This is a genomic window from Azospirillum sp. A29 (genome assembly GCF_042604625.1).
Lineage (GTDB): Bacteria > Pseudomonadota > Alphaproteobacteria > Azospirillales > Azospirillaceae > Azospirillum > Azospirillum palustre.
This window is the reverse complement of the sequence record NZ_CP170466.1, coordinates 2,232,072-2,246,941: the sequence shown is the minus strand read 5'-3', so window position 1 is coordinate 2,246,941 and position 14,870 is coordinate 2,232,072. Positions and strand designations below refer to the sequence as shown.

Here is a 14,870-nt window from a genome sequence, read left to right as displayed (position 1 = left end):
TGCAACCGAAGCCGGCGTCTCACGCCGCCCCGGCGCTCGCCATCATGCGGCGGAGGTCGTTGGGGAAGACCGGCTTGTGCAGGATGCGGAAGCCGCGGCGCTCGGCCTCCTCCTGGCGTTCGGAGCTGGTGTCGCCGGTCAGGATGATGCCGGGAACCGACTGGCCCAGCATGGTCTGGACGGCGCACACCGCCTCCGGACCGGTGCGGCCCTGCTGGAGCTGGTAGTCGGCCAGCACGATCTGCGGGCAGCGGCCGTCGGCGCGCAACCGCTCCAGCGCCTGATCGCCCGACTTGGCGGTCAGCACGTCATAGCCCCAGCCTTCCAGGATCGCCTTGAGGCCGAGAAGGATGATCGCCTCGTCGTCGATCACCAGCACCATGCCCTTGGCGGCCCCGGCCCCGGCGCCGGTTGCAACCGCAGCCGGCGCGGCAATCGTCCTGGTCGTCCCGCCTGCGCTTCGCCCGCCGCCGAAGGCGTTGGCGATGGCGCTGATCGCCTGTCCGCGGTCGTTGGCGGCCGCGGCATCGTTGGCGACGGACCGGCGCGCGAGCGTCGCGGCGGCAGCGGCAGTGCCGCTGGCCGGACGCGGGTTGCCCAGGATCACCCGCGGCAGCTCGACCGCGAAGACCGACCCCTTGCCCTCCCACGAGCGCACCGTCACCGGATGGCCGAGCAGCCGCGACAGCCGCTTGACGATGGCCAGCCCCAGGCCGAGGCCGCGTTCGCTGCGTTCGCCCAGCTGGGTGAACTCCTCGAAGATGTCCTCCAGCCGGTCGGCGGGGATGCCGGCGCCGGTGTCCCACACCTCCACCCGCATGCCGGACGGCGTCCGGCGGCAGCCCAGCAGCACCTTGCCCCTGGTGGTGTAGCGAAGCGCGTTTTCCACGAGGTTGCGCAGGATGCGCTCCAGATGGGCCGGATCGGTGCGGACCCAGGCCCGGGTCGGCACGGCGCGCAGTTCCAGCCCCTTCTGGGCGGCGCGCGGGCCGTATTCGGCGACCAGCCGGCCGAGCATCTGGTTCAGCCGCACCTCGACCGGCGTGGCGACGATCTTGCCGGATTCCAGCCGCGACATGTCCAGGAGACCGTCCAGCAGGCTCTTCAGCGTGTCCAGCCCCTGGCGGATGTTGTCGAGGATCGGCAGCGCCGCATGGCCCTGCAAGCGGTCGCTCAGTGCCGCGGTGAAGAGATAGAGCGACTGCACCGGCTGGCGCAGGTCGTGGCTGGCGGCGGCGAGGAACTTGGACTTGCCGTCGTTGGCCTGATCGGCCTCCTCCCGCGCACGGCGCAGTTCGGCCTCAGCCTTCTTGCGGTCGGTGACCTCGACGGCGGCGCAGGTGACGCCCTCCACACGGCCGGAAGGATCGAGCAGCGGGTCGATGGTCAGGTCGAAGAAGCGATCCTCGCCCTTGCAGCGGATGCGCACCTCTTCCCGCGCGCCGGCGCCGCTTTCCATCACCCGGCGCTTCAGCGCCATCATGCCGTCCGCATCCTCGCGCTGGCTGCACAGGTCGGCGTCGATACGGCCGATCAGCGCGTCGGGAGAAAAGCCGAGCCATTCCGAATGCGCCCAGGTGTAGCGCAGGTCGCGGTCCTGGTTGAGCACCACCACGCCGGAATTGCGCAGGCCGGTGCGCACGCGCTCCTCGGCGACGCGCAGCGCCTCCTCGGTGCGCTTGCGTTCGGTGATGTCGATGCCGGTGGCGATCAGGTGGGTGACATGCCCGTCGGCATCGACCATCGGGGTCAGGTTGACGTCCACCGTCATCTCCCGCGGAGCGGTGTCCCGGCCGGTGGCGACGCGCAGCCCGGCATCGAAGCGGGAGGACCGTCCGCCGGCGCCCAGCGCCAGCGCCTGCCGCAGCCGTTCCCGCCCGGCCTCGTCGAAGGACAGCCAGCAGATCTCGTCGAAGGGACGGCCGACGATGCGGGCAGGCGGCAGTCCGGCGGCATCGGCGGCGGCGCGGTTGACCTGGGCCACCGCCCCGTCCGGCGTCAGCACGCCGACATAGGCCGGCAGCGCGTCCAGCACGGCACGGATGTGGCTTTCCGACTGGCGCAGCGCCGCTTCGCGCGCTTCCAGACGTTCAGCCATCATGTCGAAGGCGTAGCCGAGCTGGCCGATCTCCGACGAGCGGTCGGACAGTTTGACCCGGGTGGCGGTCTTGCCCTCGCTCCAGTCGCGGGCGGCGGAAACCAGCGCATCGACCGGACGGCGGATGAACAGGGTGCCGCCGATCCAGGCGGCGGCGGCGGCGACCAGGAAGCCGGACAGCGTCATCAGCAGCCCGTCCCGGGTGGCGCGGTCGACCGCGCCCATGGCGGCGCCACGGTCGACGCCGATGCTGATGAACAGGTCGCGGATGCCGGCGGACGGCGGGGAGAAAGCAAGGATGCGCGACACGCCGTCCAGTCCGGGCAGCATGGTCACGCCGGCTTCCCGTTCCGCCAGAAGCCCCAGATAGCTGTCCGGCAGCCGTTCGCCGGCGCGGCCCTGGGTGCCCGGCAACTTCACCAGGATGGTGCCGGAGCGGTCGGCGACGGTCAGGGTGGTGTTGTCCGGCATCGGACGGGAGGCGAAGAGGGCGGTCAGCCGCGGCACGTCGAGCGACAGGGCAACCACGCCGGCCCGCCGGCCGTTGCTGTCCGAATAGGGAGCGGCGACCGGCAGTTCGCCGCCGTCGGAGCCGGAATGGGTGATCGTCCATTCGCCGACGGCGAAACGGCCCTGCGTCATCGCCCGGCGGAAATGCGGCTGGACGCTCAGAGAGGCACCGATGCGCGACGGATCGGCACTGCACAGGATGCGCCCCTCGGTATCGGTAATCGACAGGGTGCGGTAGTCGGCGGAACGGGTCGCCAGCCGCTCCAGATAGCTCTGGCAGTTGTCGATCTCGCCCCGGCGCAGGAAGTGCGCCTCGGTCACGGCGGTGACCATCAGGCGGGCGCTGTCGATAAGACGGAAATGCTCGCTTTCGACCTGCCGGAGAAGCCGTTCGGCCTGGAGCGTCACCTCGCCTTCGCGCTCCGCCCGCTGTTCGAGCACGCTGTAGATCTGGATGCCGATCGCCGGCAGGACCGCGAGCAGGACCAGGATGAAGAGGCGTGCCAGAAGGGTCATGGCGTAGACGAGGCTCCTCCGCAAAGCCGACCGGATGGAACGATGGATGCACCAGCCTGCGGCATGCCTATCGCTAACGCACTTATGGTTAAGCGCCGGTTAATTTAGAAAAGAATGGGCCGGAACAGAGGGGGGAACCCGATCGAAGGGCTGTTATCCTCTCCCAATTTGCCGCCAACTGCAGAGCATTTACATCAAAAACCAAAACGTACCACCATCGAGTGGTTATGGTCGAAAGGGATATGTTCCGCAGCCTGCTTGAATTCGCGTCGTTGCAGTGCTCAAGGACTTTTCATGCAACTGGAATTCCGACTTGGATCCATCGATGGAACAGGCTGCGGGGTGGGCTGTTGAAGCCTTGCAATGACCACACCCTTCCTTCTCCCCCCGCTCCGCACCACGTCCCAGGGCACGCCGCGCCGCGTGGGGGTGGAACTTGAATTCGCCGATCTGGACGCGCCCTCGGCCGCAGCCTGCGTGCACCGGCTGTTCGGCGGCACCGTCACCGTCGAGAACCCGCACCGATGTCTGGTGACGGAGACGCGGCTCGGCGATTTCACGGTCGAACTGGACATGCGCTCCGCCCACAAGGGCAAGGGGGGTGCGGCGATCCTCGACCCGCTGCGGCCGCTGTGGGGCAACATCGGCAGTTTGGTGATGCCCTTCGAAATCGCCGCCCCGCCGGTGACGGTGGAGCAGATGCCGGAGTTGGAGGAGATGGTCGCCCGCCTGCGCGCGCTGGGCGCCGTCGGGACGGAGGCCAGCCCGCTGTTCGCCTTCGGCCTGCATTTCAATCCGGAGGTGGCGCGGACCGATGGCGATTACCTGCTGGACATACTGAAGGCCTTCCTGCTGCTGGCCCCCTGGCTGCGGCGGGAGATCCGGGTCGATGTCACCCGGCGCCTGTCCGGTTTCATCGCCGCCTTCCCGACGCCCTATGCCGCCAAGGTCGTCGATCCCGGCTATCGTCCCAACCTGGGCGGGCTGATCGACGATTATCTGGCCGACAACCCAACCCGCAACCGCGAGCTGGACCTGTTCCCGCTTTTCGCCCATCTCGACCGCGACCGTCTGGCCGCGGCGATGGAAGATCCGCATGTCCGCCCGCGCCCGACCTTCCATTACCGGCTGCCGAACGCGCGGCTGAGCGACCCCAACTGGTCGCTTGCCGCCGACTGGAACCGCTGGGTGGCGGTGGAGCGGCTGGCCGCCGACCGCGCCCTGCTGGACGGCCTCGGCACCGAGTACCGCCGGGCAGCCGAAGCGCAGCAGCTCGACGGCTGGGCCGAGCGCATCGACGCCATGCTGACCGTCAATCCGGGAATTCACGGCGCCGGGGCGGACGCTGGGGCAGACAGGGCCGGACATGTCGATGGGGTCGATGGGGTCGACGATCCCGCCCGTCAGGCCGGCTGAGGGAGTTTTCTGAGGGAGTTTTCCATGGCAGCCATCGTCGGCAGGTCCCGGCCGCTGGTCGGCATCACCGCCTCGATCCATGGCAGCCGCATCGCCGCCATGGCCAACCGGCTTGCCCTGTGGCGGGCCGGTGCATCGTCGGTCCGCATCACCGCCGAGTCCCCCTTCCCCATCGACCGGCTGGACGCGCTGGTCGTCGGCGGCGGCGACGACATCGACGCGTCGCTCTACGGCGAATCCGCCCGCCCGCAAATCCGCATCGATCCCGAACGCGACCGGCTGGAAATGCTGGCGCTGGACTGCGCCGCCAAGATCGGACTGCCGGTGCTGGGCATCTGCCGCGGCTCTCAGATGATCAATGTCCACCGCGGCGGCTCGCTCCACGTCGACATCCACGAGGTCTATGACGAAGCGCCGCACATGCGCACCGTGTTGCCGCGCAAGCGCATCCGGATCGCACCGGACAGCAAGCTCTACCGCATCCTCGGCATCGCCGAATGCCGCGTGAATGCCCTGCACCACCAGTCGGTGGACCGGGTCGGCGACGGTCTGCGCGTGGTCGCCCGCGAACGCGCCGGCGTCGTTCAGGGAATCGAGGCGCCGAACGAGCCCTTCATGATCGGCGTGCAGTGGCATCCGGAATATCTGGTCGCCGACAGCCGGCAGCAGGCGCTGTTCCGCCGTCTGGTCGCCACCGCCGCCGGAACCGCGCCGCTGGACGAATTGGTGGAGGTTCCGTCCCGCCGGTCGGTCCGCGCATCCGGCTGATACCCGCAGCCTGAGACTGATCTTCGACTCAAACTGATCTTCACGGGCGGATTCCGTCTGCGCAACGTTACCCCGTTGCAAACCCGGTTTGGACAGATCACGAGACCGGAAACGACGCGGGCGCCGCCGGAGGGATGGCTCCGGGGCGCCCGCGCTGTTGCCGCAAGGGGAATGTTACTGGCTGCCGCCGTTGTCCGGGCCGCAGTTCGGGGTGCCCGGCGGGCAGTGGGTGCCGGTGGCGGTCTGGTTGTCGCGCGGAACATTGCTGCCGGTGTTGTTGCCCATGCCCGACGGCGCGGTGGTCACACCCGGCACCGGCGAGGTCGAGGAGCCCGACATGGTGCCGGTGGTGCCGGTCGAACCCGAGCCGCCGGTCGTGGAGCCGGCCGACGGCGAGGTGGTGGCGCCCGGCGGGGTGTGGACGATGCCGTCCGGTCCGACGTTGGTGGTGCTGCTCGGGGCGGTTTGGTATGCGCCGCTGCCCTTGAGGGCGCCGGGGTTGGCTTGCTGAGCGGTCTGCGCCATGGCCGGACCGGCCATCAGGAGAACTGCCGAAACAGCACCGATCATCAGGTTACGCATCCTCGAACTCCTTCATGGTGGCAACGCCTCGCATTTGGGCGTCTTCGGAACGGGACCGACGCCGTGTCTGGAGCCGCAACCGGCGTCCGGACAGGGCGTCCTTGTCTTTCATGGGTCTAGAACAGGGCAATCGGGGCATGATCTCGGTCGCCGCACGCTCTTTTTTTGGAAAAGGCAGACAAAAGAGGGGCAATAACGCGCCCAGCGGGTTCCTTCGGCGAGCCACCGACGCACAGCCGGCGAGGCGGGAACAACAGGCGAGCCATAGGGTTCAAGCCGCGAGGCGGATGGTCCGCGCAAAGCCTCCCGACGCGTTTTCAATGAGGGTTCCAGCCGTGCCCGACGCCTCCCAGGATGCCATCCGACAGTCCGCCCCCCATCTTTCCGCAACGACCCCGATGCCCCCCGAGCCTTCCAGTGCCATCGGAACCTCCGACCCGGTGCTCCGTCCCGGTTTGACCTGCTGGCGGACCGAGCGCGCCGGGCGGGTGGCGGTGCTGGTCGACGGCGCCGATTACTTCGTTGCCGCCCGCGCCGCCATGGAACAGGCGAAGCGGTCGATCCTGCTGGTCGGCTGGGACATCGACCCGCGCATGTGCCTGGATCCCGAAAGCCATGAGACGCTGGGCCGCTTCTTCTCCCGGCTGATGCGGTCGCGGCCCGGGCTGCATGTGCGGGCGCTGAAATGGGACATGCCCTTTCCCATCGCGCTCGACCATCCGCATGAGCCGCTGGAGCGGCTGGACCGCAGCACCGGCCACCGGCTGAATGCCCGGCTCGACGGGGAACTGCCGGTCGGCGCCGCCCAACACCAAAAGCTGCTGGTGATCGACGATGCCCTGGCCTTCTGCGGTGGGATAGACTTCTCCTTCGACCGCTGGGATACGCCGGAGCATCGCGACGACGATCCGCGCCGCCGCTGCCCGAACGGCGAGCCCTATGGCCCGCGCCACGATGTGATGATGATGGTCGACGGCGATGCCGCCCGTGCCCTGTCCGAACTGGCAAGGGAGCGCTGGCGTTGCGCCACCGGCGAGGTGCTGGAGCCCTGCCCGTCGCCCGACACCGACCGGGCCGATCAGGATCCCTGGCCGGACTGCCCCCTGCCCGACTGCACCAGCCCGATCCTGACCGACGCACGGATCGGCATCTCCCGCACCGTGCCGGAAATCGGCGAGCGGCCGGCGATCCGCGAGAGCGAGGCGCTGACCTTCGCCGCCATCGCTGCCGCCGAACGCACCATCTATCTGGAAAACCAGTACTTCGCCTCCGCCCGCGTCGCCGAGGCGCTGGCCCGACGGCTGGCCGAACCCGACGGGCCGGAGGTGGTACTGGTGGTGTCGATGGAAAGCCCGAGCTGGTTCGACCGCATGGCGATGGACACGCCGCGCTCGGTGGCCTTGCGCTGCCTGCGCGAAGCCGACCGCTTTGGCCGGCTGCGCGTCCTGACCCCGGTGACGGAGGGCGGCGGGTCGGTGATCGTCCATTCCAAGGTGGTGGCTGTGGACGGCCGGCTGCTGCGCATCGGCTCGTCCAACCTGAACAACCGCTCGATGGGCTACGACAGCGAATGCGACCTGACCATCGAGGCGCCGCAGGAGGACGGGCCAGAGCGGACCAGCGCGGAGGCTGCGATCATGGGTGTGCGCAACCGCTTGCTGGCCGAGCATATGGGCATCGACCAGACCCGGCTTGAGGCAGAAATCCAAGCGGCCGGGAGCGTCATCGCCGCCATCGACCGGCTCTGCCCGCAGTCCGGCCGCCGGCTGGCCGAACTGCCCGCCAGCGATCCCAGCCTGACCGAACAGGCTTTCGCCGCCCTGCGCATCGCCGACCCCGACGACCCGAACGAGGCCTGGGCACCGTGGAAGCGTCTGCCGCCGCAGCCGCGCTCCGCCCTGCGCGCCGCCACCGCCGCTCTGCTGACGGTCGGGCTGGCCGCCGGAGTCTGGGGCGCGATCCGGAGCGGACGCGAGAAAGCCCGCCCCGCGCGCGGCTGACCGTCACGACCGACCGTCACGCAGGGAGCGGGCCCGCTTTCCGAAATCCCCTCTCCCGCGGCGGGAGAGGGGATTTCCATGCCTGGACTTACCGCGTCTCCGCGACGCGGCCGTCGTCGGAGATGACGATCTCGACGCGGCGGTTCTGCTGGCGGCCGGCGTCCGTGGTGTTGGCGGCCACGGGCTGCGCCTCGCCCATGCCCTGGGTGACGATGCGCGACGGCGAGACGCCGCGCATCGCCAGGGCATCGCGGACGGAGTTGGCGCGGGCTTCCGACAGGCGCAGGTTGGTGGTGTCGCTGCCGGTGCTGTCGGTGTGGCCCTCGATCCGGATGGTGCGGCCGGGCTGGGATTGCAGGAACTGGGCGAGCCGGTCGATGCGCTCATAGGCGCCGGGGGTCAGTTCCGCCCGGCCGGTGGCGAACAGGATGTCGCCCAGCGTCATGACCAGACCGCGCTCGGTCCGCTGCGCCTGGAGGTCGCGCAGCTGCTGCTCCAGCTCGGTGTTGCGGGCCTGGAGGCGGTAGGTGTCGGCGTTGGCGACCACGGTCTGGGCGCCCTTCACCCCGGCCGTCTCCTGGGCGATCTGCACCCGGCGGCTGACGATGTAGGCTTGGTGATCGACCTCGGCCGCATCGGCGCCCTGGTCGCGCATCGCCTCGGCACGGCGCAGGGCCGTCTCGGCGTCGCGCAGCTGAAGCGGGGCGTTGCCGGCGACCTGCGGGTTGGCGGCGGCGAGGCTGTAATCCTGCCGCGCCTGGGTCAGGGCGGCGCTGTCGGTGGGCTGGGTGGCGCAACCGGCCAGCCCGAGGCCGAGACCCGCGAGGACGAGGCCCGAGAGAACGGGGATTCTGCGGGAAGCGAACGCGGTCATTGACGCACCTCCGGATAGCTGTAGCCCCAGCTGTTGCCGGCGCTGGCCCCGACACCCGAACCGCCCACCGTGCCGAGAGAACCGGCCGGGGCCGGCGGAACGGCGGACGGAGCCGGATAGCTGGAACCGCTCATCCCGGAACCGCCATAGCCGGACCCGCCGGACGGCGTGGTGCCGAGCGTCGACCCGCTGTAGACCGGCGCCACGTTCGGCGCGGCGGCCGACCGCGGGTTGTTGGGGATCGCGGACTTGGCCACCGCGGTGGCGGCCTGCTGAGTCACCGCGCGTTGCGAGGTCACCGTCGCCAGTTCGGCATCGACGCGGGCCTCCTCGGCGAGGCGGCGGGCGCGGGTGCGCTCGTCGGCGCGCATGGCTTTGTCGGCGGAGGCCAGCTTGTCGCGGGCGCTCTGCAACGCCACCGGGGCGTATTGCAGGGCGTTGGCGCGCTCGGCCTCCTGCACCGCCTGGGACGCGGCGCCGAGCTGGGCGGTGGGCGGCGGCACGTCGGAGGCGCAGGCGGCCATGCCGAGCGCCGCCGACAACACGGCGGCGGCTCGCCACCGGTTCGTCATTGCGGATTTGCGGGTCATCTGGTCGGTTCCTTTCGAGTCGGGCTTCACGCCGGAAACCGGGGGCGGGCCAAGAGCGTGTCCTGTTAAGCCACGCTCGTTCGGCCATGTCCTTTCGGGACGTCTCGCGCCTCAAACGCACCAGCCGGGGCGAAGGTTCCGCGCCGGTTCAGCCGCCGCTGCGCGAAATCCCGTCACGCTCCGCCCGGCGGTTGTCACGCCGGTGGCGGACCAGCCGCAGCACATAGGCGGCCAGCAGGACGATGAACAGCACCAGCGCCCCCGGCACCATCCAGTCGGCGATCCAGGGAAACCCGACCCGCACCAGATAGCCGGTGCCGGCCAGCACCAGCGACCACAGCGCCGCCCCGGCGGCGGCATAGAGCAGGAACACCGCCATCGGCAGCCCGCAGGCCCCGGCGGGAACCGAGATCAGCGTGCGCAGCCCCGGGAGAGGCTGGCACAGCAGAACGGCGACGCCACCACGCCGGGCGAACCATTCGGTGGCGCGGTGAACCTGCTCGGGCTTCACCGTCAGCCAATGGCCATGGCGGCGGAGGAAGGCTTCGAACCGCTCGCGCCCCATCCAGTGGGCCGGCAGGTACCACACCAGCTCCCCTACCGCGGACCCCGCCCCGGCGGCCAGCGCCACCAGCAGCAGGTTGAACTCCCCCGTCGCGGCCCCCATGCCGGCCAGCGGGATCACCGTCTCCGCCGGCACCGGCGGCAGCACGCGGGCCAGGATCAGCATCAGGAAGATGCCGAGATAGCCGAACTGCTGCACGATCTGGATGATCCACTCGGTCATTGGGTCCACGGGGGGTCGGGGAGAAGAAAGCCGTCTTCAGTGAACCGTGCGGACCTTGCCGGCGTTCCCCGTTTTTCCATCCCCTTGACCCCAATCAAGGCAAAGGCCGTTCGTACACGGTTCAGTGTCTCCATCATGACCGCATCCCTCGCCCTCGCCGCCGCCCTGCTGTTCCTCAGCCATGCCCTGCCGTCCTGGCCGGGGGTGCGGCCCGCCCTGATCGCCCGGCTCGGCCGCGGCGGCTTCGTGACGATCCATTCCGTCGGCTCGCTGCTGACGCTGGCCCTGTTCGTGCTGGCCTACCGCGCCGCCGACGGCGGGGATGTGGTGTTCACGCCCTTCGATTGGGCCGCCCCGCTGGTGGCGGTGGCGATGCCCGTCGTCTTCCTGCTGCTGGTCGCCCGCGTCACCACCCGCTTCGGCAGCCAGGGTGCGCCGAACCCGCCCCGCGGCATCTACCGCCTGACCCGCGCGCCGGGCAGCCTGGCGCTGCTGCTGTGGGCATGCGCGCACCTGAACGCCACCAGCGACGGGCGCCGCGTGCTGCTGTTCGGCACCATGGCGGCCATCGCCCTGTTCGCCCTGGTGAAGAACGAGATCGTGCTGCGCCGCAGCCCCACCGGCCGCGCCTACCGGGACGAGACCTCGCTTTTGCCGCTGACCGGGCCGCAGGGCTGGCGCGGAGCGCTGCGCGGACTGGCGGAGATGGGACCGGCAAGACTGATCGGCGGGCTTGCCGCTTATGGTGGAATGCTGATGCTGCACCCCCTGCTCTTCGGGGTGGATCCACTCTACTGGGTAGGTTGAGCGGGACGGCGGACCGGCGCATCTGTTGAGGACGGGACAGGAGTACCGCCTACCTCGCCCAGCCTGACCTCCGCCCCTGTGGCTCTTGCCATTGCTCCCCCCGCCATTGCTTCAGGAAGCCCCCGCATGAAAATCCGCGAGATCATGACCCGCGACGTGCAGACGGTACGGCCCGACGACAGCATCCGCCGGGCCGCGCAATTGATGGACCAGTTGAACGTCGGCATCCTGCCCGTCTGCGACGGACGGGATCTGGTCGGCGTCGTCACCGACCGCGACATCACCATCCGGGCGATCTCCGCCGGAAAGCAGCCCGACCGCTGCAAGGTGTCGGAGGTGATGACCGCCAATCCCCGCTATTGCTACGAGGACGACCCGGTCGGCAGCGTGACCCAGTTGATGGCCGGCCAGCAGATCCGGCGGGTGCCGGTGGTGGACCGCAACGACCGGCTGACCGGCATCGTCTCGCTGGGCGATCTTGCCACCGACGCCAAGAACGACCGTGCGGTCCAGGACACGCTGGAACGGATTTCCTCCCCCTCCGAGCCGGACCGGACCTGAGCGAACTCCCTCGACAACAGGAACCGACCATCATGGAACAGACATTGGGTCCGGACGACCCGCGGGTCCGTGAACGGGCCTACCGGCTTTGGGAAGAGGAGGGGCGGCCCGACGACCGCCATCTCGACCATTGGGCGCAGGCCGCCCGCGAGATCGAGGAGGAGGACCGCCGCAACTCCGGCGGTCCTCGCGTCAACAGCCCGGACGCCGGGCTGGCCGTTCCCGATGACGCCGCCGCCCGCAACCAGCGGGAAGCAGCGGCGCATCTCGGCCAGTCCTCGGTTCCGTCGGACAGCTGATCACCGGATGGAGGCGGTCACTCGATCTTGAGGCTGACCGCTTCCATGCCCTTTTCGCCCTGGCGGACGGTCATGCGCACGCGCTGCCCGTCATCCAGCCCGCGCAGGCCGGCGCTCTCCAGCGCACGGGCCGGAATGAAGACGTCGCGCCCACCGTCGTCGGGCTGCGCGAAGCCATAGCCCTTGCCGCCGTTGAACCACTTCACCGTGGCGCCCATCTCGCTGGTCGGACCGCTGGCCTGCTGCGGCCGGCGGGGGCCACCACGATCCTGGAAGCCGCGGTCCTGGCCCCGATCCTGGAAGCCACGGTCGGAGCCGCGATCCTGGTTGCGGCTCTGGAAGCCGCCCCGGTCGCCACCACGGTCGCCGAAGCCGCGGTCGCGCGGACCGCCGGCATCGCGGCGCGCACCGAAGCCGCGGTCACCGCCCCGATCCCCACCCCGGTCACCGAAGCCCCGATCGCCGCGGTCCCCAAAGCTGCGCTCGCGCCCCTGGGGACGGGCCGGCGTGGCGGTGGAGAGGTCGACGGAGTGCAGGACGCTGACCTGCTGGCCCTTGCGATCCTCGACGAGGTCGACGACCACGGTGGCGCCGTCCGGCAGCGTGGTATGGCCGGCGGGAACGACGAGCGAGGCCGGCAGCAGGGCGTCTTTGCCGCTGTCGCCGACCTTGACGAAGCCGTAGCCACGTTCGGGGTTGAACCATTTCACGGTGGCCGTCACCTGGGTGGCGACGACGTTGGGCTGGCGATAGACGTGGCTGCGGGGCGGCTGATTGTGCATGGGAAACCCGAACTCCGGCAAACAGAAGCGGCGCCCTTGCCGGTCCATCTCATGGACAGGTGGACGCCAACCCCTGACACATCGCCCGTCCGCGCGCTCTTGGCAAGTCGGGACCGCTCCGAATAAGCCGGACAGGCCGTTAAATAGCACACCCATGGGGCCCGATGGACGGATCTCAGCCCATCAGGCGGTCCATCAGGCGGTCTGGCGCCGGCGGCGGCTCGCGCGGCGGAACCGGGATCGGGCCCGGCGGTTCTCCCAGCGGCGGACGCGCCGGATCGCCCGGCACCGGCATCGTGTCATCCGGCACCGACGGTTCGCGCGGCGGCGAAGGCGGATAGGGTCCAAGTTCAAAGATCATGCGCGGTTCCTCAAAATCGTTGATAAGGCAATCGATACCATCAGCCGCCATGACCACCGGGGGCGGTCCGCGACAGGCGCCGGGCATCGTTCAGGCTGGTCATGCAACGGGTCTCGTCGCCGTCGCGGGCAGCGCTGCGGGCAGCGGTGACCAGCGATTCCACCTGGGCGTTCCGCGCCGCCTGCCCCATCAGGCCATCGCCGCCGCCGGAACCGCCCGGACCGCTGTCAGGCGGCGTCCGCGACTCGGCCTGGGGGCCGGCTTGCGAACTGGCCTGGGGACTGATGGACGGAGCGGTCGGCATGTTGCTGCCGATGGCCGGTGGTTCGACCACCGACCGGTCACCGACGGCGGGAGGCGCCACCATGCCGCCGGACTGGGCGAGCCGGTCGCTGCCGCTGCCGGACCCCGGTTCGTCGCGTGGGGTGGAGCCCGACAAGCCGGGCGTGCCGGTACCGCCACCGGGACCGGGGACGGCGACCGGCGGCGGGTCGGTCGACAGGCCGAGATCGGCGGCGAACTGGTCCACCATCGCGCCGCAACTCGCCTGGGCCGCCGCCCCGTGGGCAGCGAGGAGCCCGGCCGCCATGACGAGGGCGACGGGGCCGAACCTTGTGAAATTTGTCCGCATCGGTCGCGTGCTCCTCGGGTTTGGCCCCTTGGGTTGACCATGTCCATCCGGTCATGCCCATGACGATCCCGCTCGGGGGGCGTGTTCCGATGGAATCAACGGTCTTGGACCGGGCACGGTTCCGGCGGGCCGGCCGAAGATCTGCCCGGCCATGCATCTTGCTCATTTCGCAGGCAGTGGGCGTCGGCTGTAGAGTGCCTGTCCCCCTTCTCAACCAACGGTCCGCATTTCCATCATGATCGCCAACATGGCCGCGCTGGGCGCGGCGCTATGCTGGGCCGCGGGCGGCCTGATCGCCATCGGACCGGTGCGGGTGCTCGGCTCCATCGCCTTCAACCGCGTGCGCCTGACCATCGTCGCCGCGGCCCTGCTGGTCGCCACCACCCTGCTGGGCGGCTGGCAGACGCTGGACACCGGGGCCGCGCTGACGCTGGCGCTCTCGGGTCTGCTGGGGATCGTGGTGGGGGACATGGCGCTGTTCTGGTCGCTCAGCCGGCTGGGACCGCGCCGCAACGTGGTGATCTATGCCGCCAACGCGCCGCTAACCGCCCTGCTCGCTTATGCCCTGCTGGGGGAGGCGCTGGGGCCATGGACCGTTCTGGGCGTCGCGCTGGTCACGCTGGGGGTGATGCTGGCGGTGGCCCTGCGCTCCGGCTCCACCCACAGCTGGGAGGCGATCCAGGGCAATTTGCTGGCCGGCGTTTCGGTCTGCCTGCTGGCGGCGGTCGGTCAAGCCGCCGGCTCGATCATCGCCAAACCGGTGATGACGGCGGGCGCCGATCCGATTGCATCGGCCGCGGTGCGGGTCACCACGGCGGCCCTGATGTTCACGGCCATCGGCGTGCTGTCGGCGGTTCGCGAGGGGGTTCGCGCCGGGGTTAACGGCGGCGCGGCGGTGGCAGGTGCCGGTGGGCTCGGCGGGCTGCTGGTCCCCCGCGGGCTGACGCCGAAGCTGATGCTGCAGATCGCCGGCAACGGGCTGCTCGGCGTCGGGCTGGGGATGACGTTGCTGCTGGTCGGGCTCGCCCACGGCAATGCCGGGGTGGTCGCCACCCTGTCGGCGCTCAGCCCGGTCCTGATCCTGCCGATGATGTGGCTGTTGACCGGTCAGCGCCCGTCGCTGGGCGCCTGGGCCGGCGCCGCGGTCGCGGTTGCCGGCGTCGCCCTCATCGTCAATCGGTAGAGTGCGATCGGTTCAAGCGGACTCGCTTGAAGCGTGAATCGCACGAAATGCCAAAAGCTTAGAGCCTGTCCGATGCTTCAATGAACATTGGACAGACTCTAGGAG

15 protein-coding genes are annotated in these 14,870 nt (G+C 70.0%); 7 read left to right on the top strand and 8 right to left on the bottom strand.

Annotated elements, in window-relative coordinates; genetic code table 11:
* Window positions 1-19: 19 nt before the first annotated feature.
* Complete coding sequence (locus ABNQ38_RS25665; RefSeq protein WP_377808682.1) at window positions 20-3,124, bottom strand: PAS domain-containing protein; 3,105 nt, start codon at window positions 3,122-3,124, stop codon at window positions 20-22.
* Window positions 3,125-3,487: 363 nt separating this feature from the next.
* Here ABNQ38_RS25665 and ABNQ38_RS25660 point away from each other — a divergent pair, with 363 nt between their 5' ends.
* On the top strand, window positions 3,488-4,540 hold the full coding sequence (locus tag ABNQ38_RS25660; RefSeq protein ID WP_377808681.1) for an amidoligase family protein: 1,053 nt from the start codon (window positions 3,488-3,490) through the stop codon (window positions 4,538-4,540).
* A 24-nt stretch (window positions 4,541-4,564) separates the two neighbouring features.
* Entirely contained in the window at window positions 4,565-5,308 is a 744-nt protein-coding gene (locus ABNQ38_RS25655; protein ID WP_377808680.1) for a gamma-glutamyl-gamma-aminobutyrate hydrolase family protein, read from the top strand.
* Window positions 5,309-5,482: 174 nt separating this feature from the next.
* Here ABNQ38_RS25655 and ABNQ38_RS25650 read toward each other — a convergent pair whose 3' ends face one another.
* Window positions 5,483-5,890 carry a hypothetical protein gene (locus ABNQ38_RS25650; RefSeq protein WP_377808679.1) on the bottom strand — a complete coding sequence of 136 codons (408 nt, stop codon included), beginning with the start codon at window positions 5,888-5,890 and terminating at the stop codon, window positions 5,483-5,485.
* Window positions 5,891-6,330: 440 nt separating this feature from the next.
* Here ABNQ38_RS25650 and ABNQ38_RS25645 point away from each other — a divergent pair, with 440 nt between their 5' ends.
* Complete coding sequence (locus ABNQ38_RS25645; RefSeq protein ID WP_377808678.1) at window positions 6,331-7,890, top strand: phospholipase D-like domain-containing protein; 1,560 nt, start codon at window positions 6,331-6,333, stop codon at window positions 7,888-7,890.
* A gap of 88 nt (window positions 7,891-7,978) precedes the next feature.
* On the opposite strand, the gene ABNQ38_RS25640 is transcribed toward ABNQ38_RS25645, so the two are convergent.
* The 3 genes from ABNQ38_RS25640 to ABNQ38_RS25630 form a co-directional block, all read right to left on the bottom strand.
* Window positions 7,979-8,764, bottom strand: a complete 786-nt coding sequence (locus ABNQ38_RS25640; protein ID WP_377808677.1) for an OmpA family protein — start codon at window positions 8,762-8,764, stop codon at window positions 7,979-7,981.
* Window positions 8,761-9,354 carry a DUF4398 domain-containing protein gene (locus tag ABNQ38_RS25635; protein ID WP_377808676.1) on the bottom strand — a complete coding sequence of 198 codons (594 nt, stop codon included), beginning with the start codon at window positions 9,352-9,354 and terminating at the stop codon, window positions 8,761-8,763. The genes ABNQ38_RS25640 and ABNQ38_RS25635 overlap by 4 nt, the downstream gene beginning before the upstream one ends.
* 148 nt (window positions 9,355-9,502) lie before the next feature.
* Entirely contained in the window at window positions 9,503-10,141 is a 639-nt protein-coding gene (locus ABNQ38_RS25630; RefSeq protein ID WP_377808675.1) for a DedA family protein, read from the bottom strand.
* A 135-nt stretch (window positions 10,142-10,276) separates the two neighbouring features.
* On the opposite strand from ABNQ38_RS25630, the gene ABNQ38_RS25625 reads away from it, so the two are divergent.
* The 3 genes from ABNQ38_RS25625 (at window position 10,277) to ABNQ38_RS25615 (ending at window position 11,808) form a co-directional block, all read left to right on the top strand.
* On the top strand, window positions 10,277-10,948 hold the full coding sequence (locus ABNQ38_RS25625; RefSeq protein ID WP_377808674.1) for an NnrU family protein: 672 nt from the start codon (window positions 10,277-10,279) through the stop codon (window positions 10,946-10,948).
* Between the two features lie 126 nt (window positions 10,949-11,074).
* Window positions 11,075-11,509, top strand: coding sequence for a CBS domain-containing protein (locus tag ABNQ38_RS25620; protein ID WP_377808673.1), 435 nt, complete (start codon window positions 11,075-11,077; stop codon window positions 11,507-11,509).
* Window positions 11,510-11,541: 32 nt separating this feature from the next.
* Window positions 11,542-11,808, top strand: a complete 267-nt coding sequence (locus ABNQ38_RS25615; RefSeq protein ID WP_377808672.1) for a DUF2934 domain-containing protein — start codon at window positions 11,542-11,544, stop codon at window positions 11,806-11,808.
* Window positions 11,809-11,825: 17 nt separating this feature from the next.
* Here ABNQ38_RS25615 and ABNQ38_RS25610 read toward each other — a convergent pair whose 3' ends face one another.
* The 3 genes from ABNQ38_RS25610 to ABNQ38_RS25600 all read right to left on the bottom strand — a co-directional run bounded on the left by ABNQ38_RS25610 (window position 11,826) and on the right by ABNQ38_RS25600 (window position 13,582).
* On the bottom strand, window positions 11,826-12,590 hold the full coding sequence (locus ABNQ38_RS25610) for a cold-shock protein (protein WP_377808671.1): 765 nt from the start codon (window positions 12,588-12,590) through the stop codon (window positions 11,826-11,828).
* Between the two features lie 175 nt (window positions 12,591-12,765).
* Entirely contained in the window at window positions 12,766-12,951 is a 186-nt protein-coding gene (locus tag ABNQ38_RS25605) for a hypothetical protein (protein ID WP_377808670.1), read from the bottom strand.
* Window positions 12,952-12,991: 40 nt separating this feature from the next.
* On the bottom strand, window positions 12,992-13,582 hold the full coding sequence (locus ABNQ38_RS25600; RefSeq protein ID WP_377808669.1) for a hypothetical protein: 591 nt from the start codon (window positions 13,580-13,582) through the stop codon (window positions 12,992-12,994).
* A 235-nt stretch (window positions 13,583-13,817) separates the two neighbouring features.
* Here ABNQ38_RS25600 and ABNQ38_RS25595 point away from each other — a divergent pair, with 235 nt between their 5' ends.
* A complete protein-coding gene (locus ABNQ38_RS25595; protein WP_377808668.1) occupies window positions 13,818-14,765 on the top strand; it encodes an EamA family transporter in 948 nt (315 codons plus the stop codon).
* Window positions 14,766-14,870: the final 105 nt, after the last annotated feature.

Coding starts and splice junctions, on each gene's coding strand:
- ABNQ38_RS25665 (WP_377808682.1), bottom strand. CDS start 3,124: ATGACCCTTCTGGCACGCCTCTTCATCCTGGTCCTGCTCGCGGTCCTG.
- ABNQ38_RS25660 (WP_377808681.1), top strand. CDS start 3,488: ATGACCACACCCTTCCTTCTCCCCCCGCTCCGCACCACGTCCCAGGGC.
- ABNQ38_RS25655 (WP_377808680.1), top strand. CDS start 4,565: ATGGCAGCCATCGTCGGCAGGTCCCGGCCGCTGGTCGGCATCACCGCC.
- ABNQ38_RS25650 (WP_377808679.1), bottom strand. CDS start 5,890: ATGCGTAACCTGATGATCGGTGCTGTTTCGGCAGTTCTCCTGATGGCC.
- ABNQ38_RS25640 (WP_377808677.1), bottom strand. CDS start 8,764: ATGACCGCGTTCGCTTCCCGCAGAATCCCCGTTCTCTCGGGCCTCGTC.
- ABNQ38_RS25635 (WP_377808676.1), bottom strand. CDS start 9,354: ATGACCCGCAAATCCGCAATGACGAACCGGTGGCGAGCCGCCGCCGTG.
- ABNQ38_RS25630 (WP_377808675.1), bottom strand. CDS start 10,141: ATGACCGAGTGGATCATCCAGATCGTGCAGCAGTTCGGCTATCTCGGC.
- ABNQ38_RS25625 (WP_377808674.1), top strand. CDS start 10,277: ATGACCGCATCCCTCGCCCTCGCCGCCGCCCTGCTGTTCCTCAGCCAT.
- ABNQ38_RS25620 (WP_377808673.1), top strand. CDS start 11,075: ATGAAAATCCGCGAGATCATGACCCGCGACGTGCAGACGGTACGGCCC.
- ABNQ38_RS25615 (WP_377808672.1), top strand. CDS start 11,542: ATGGAACAGACATTGGGTCCGGACGACCCGCGGGTCCGTGAACGGGCC.
- ABNQ38_RS25610 (WP_377808671.1), bottom strand. CDS start 12,590: ATGCACAATCAGCCGCCCCGCAGCCACGTCTATCGCCAGCCCAACGTC.
- ABNQ38_RS25605 (WP_377808670.1), bottom strand. CDS start 12,951: ATGATCTTTGAACTTGGACCCTATCCGCCTTCGCCGCCGCGCGAACCG.
- ABNQ38_RS25600 (WP_377808669.1), bottom strand. CDS start 13,582: ATGCGGACAAATTTCACAAGGTTCGGCCCCGTCGCCCTCGTCATGGCG.
- ABNQ38_RS25595 (WP_377808668.1), top strand. CDS start 13,818: ATGATCGCCAACATGGCCGCGCTGGGCGCGGCGCTATGCTGGGCCGCG.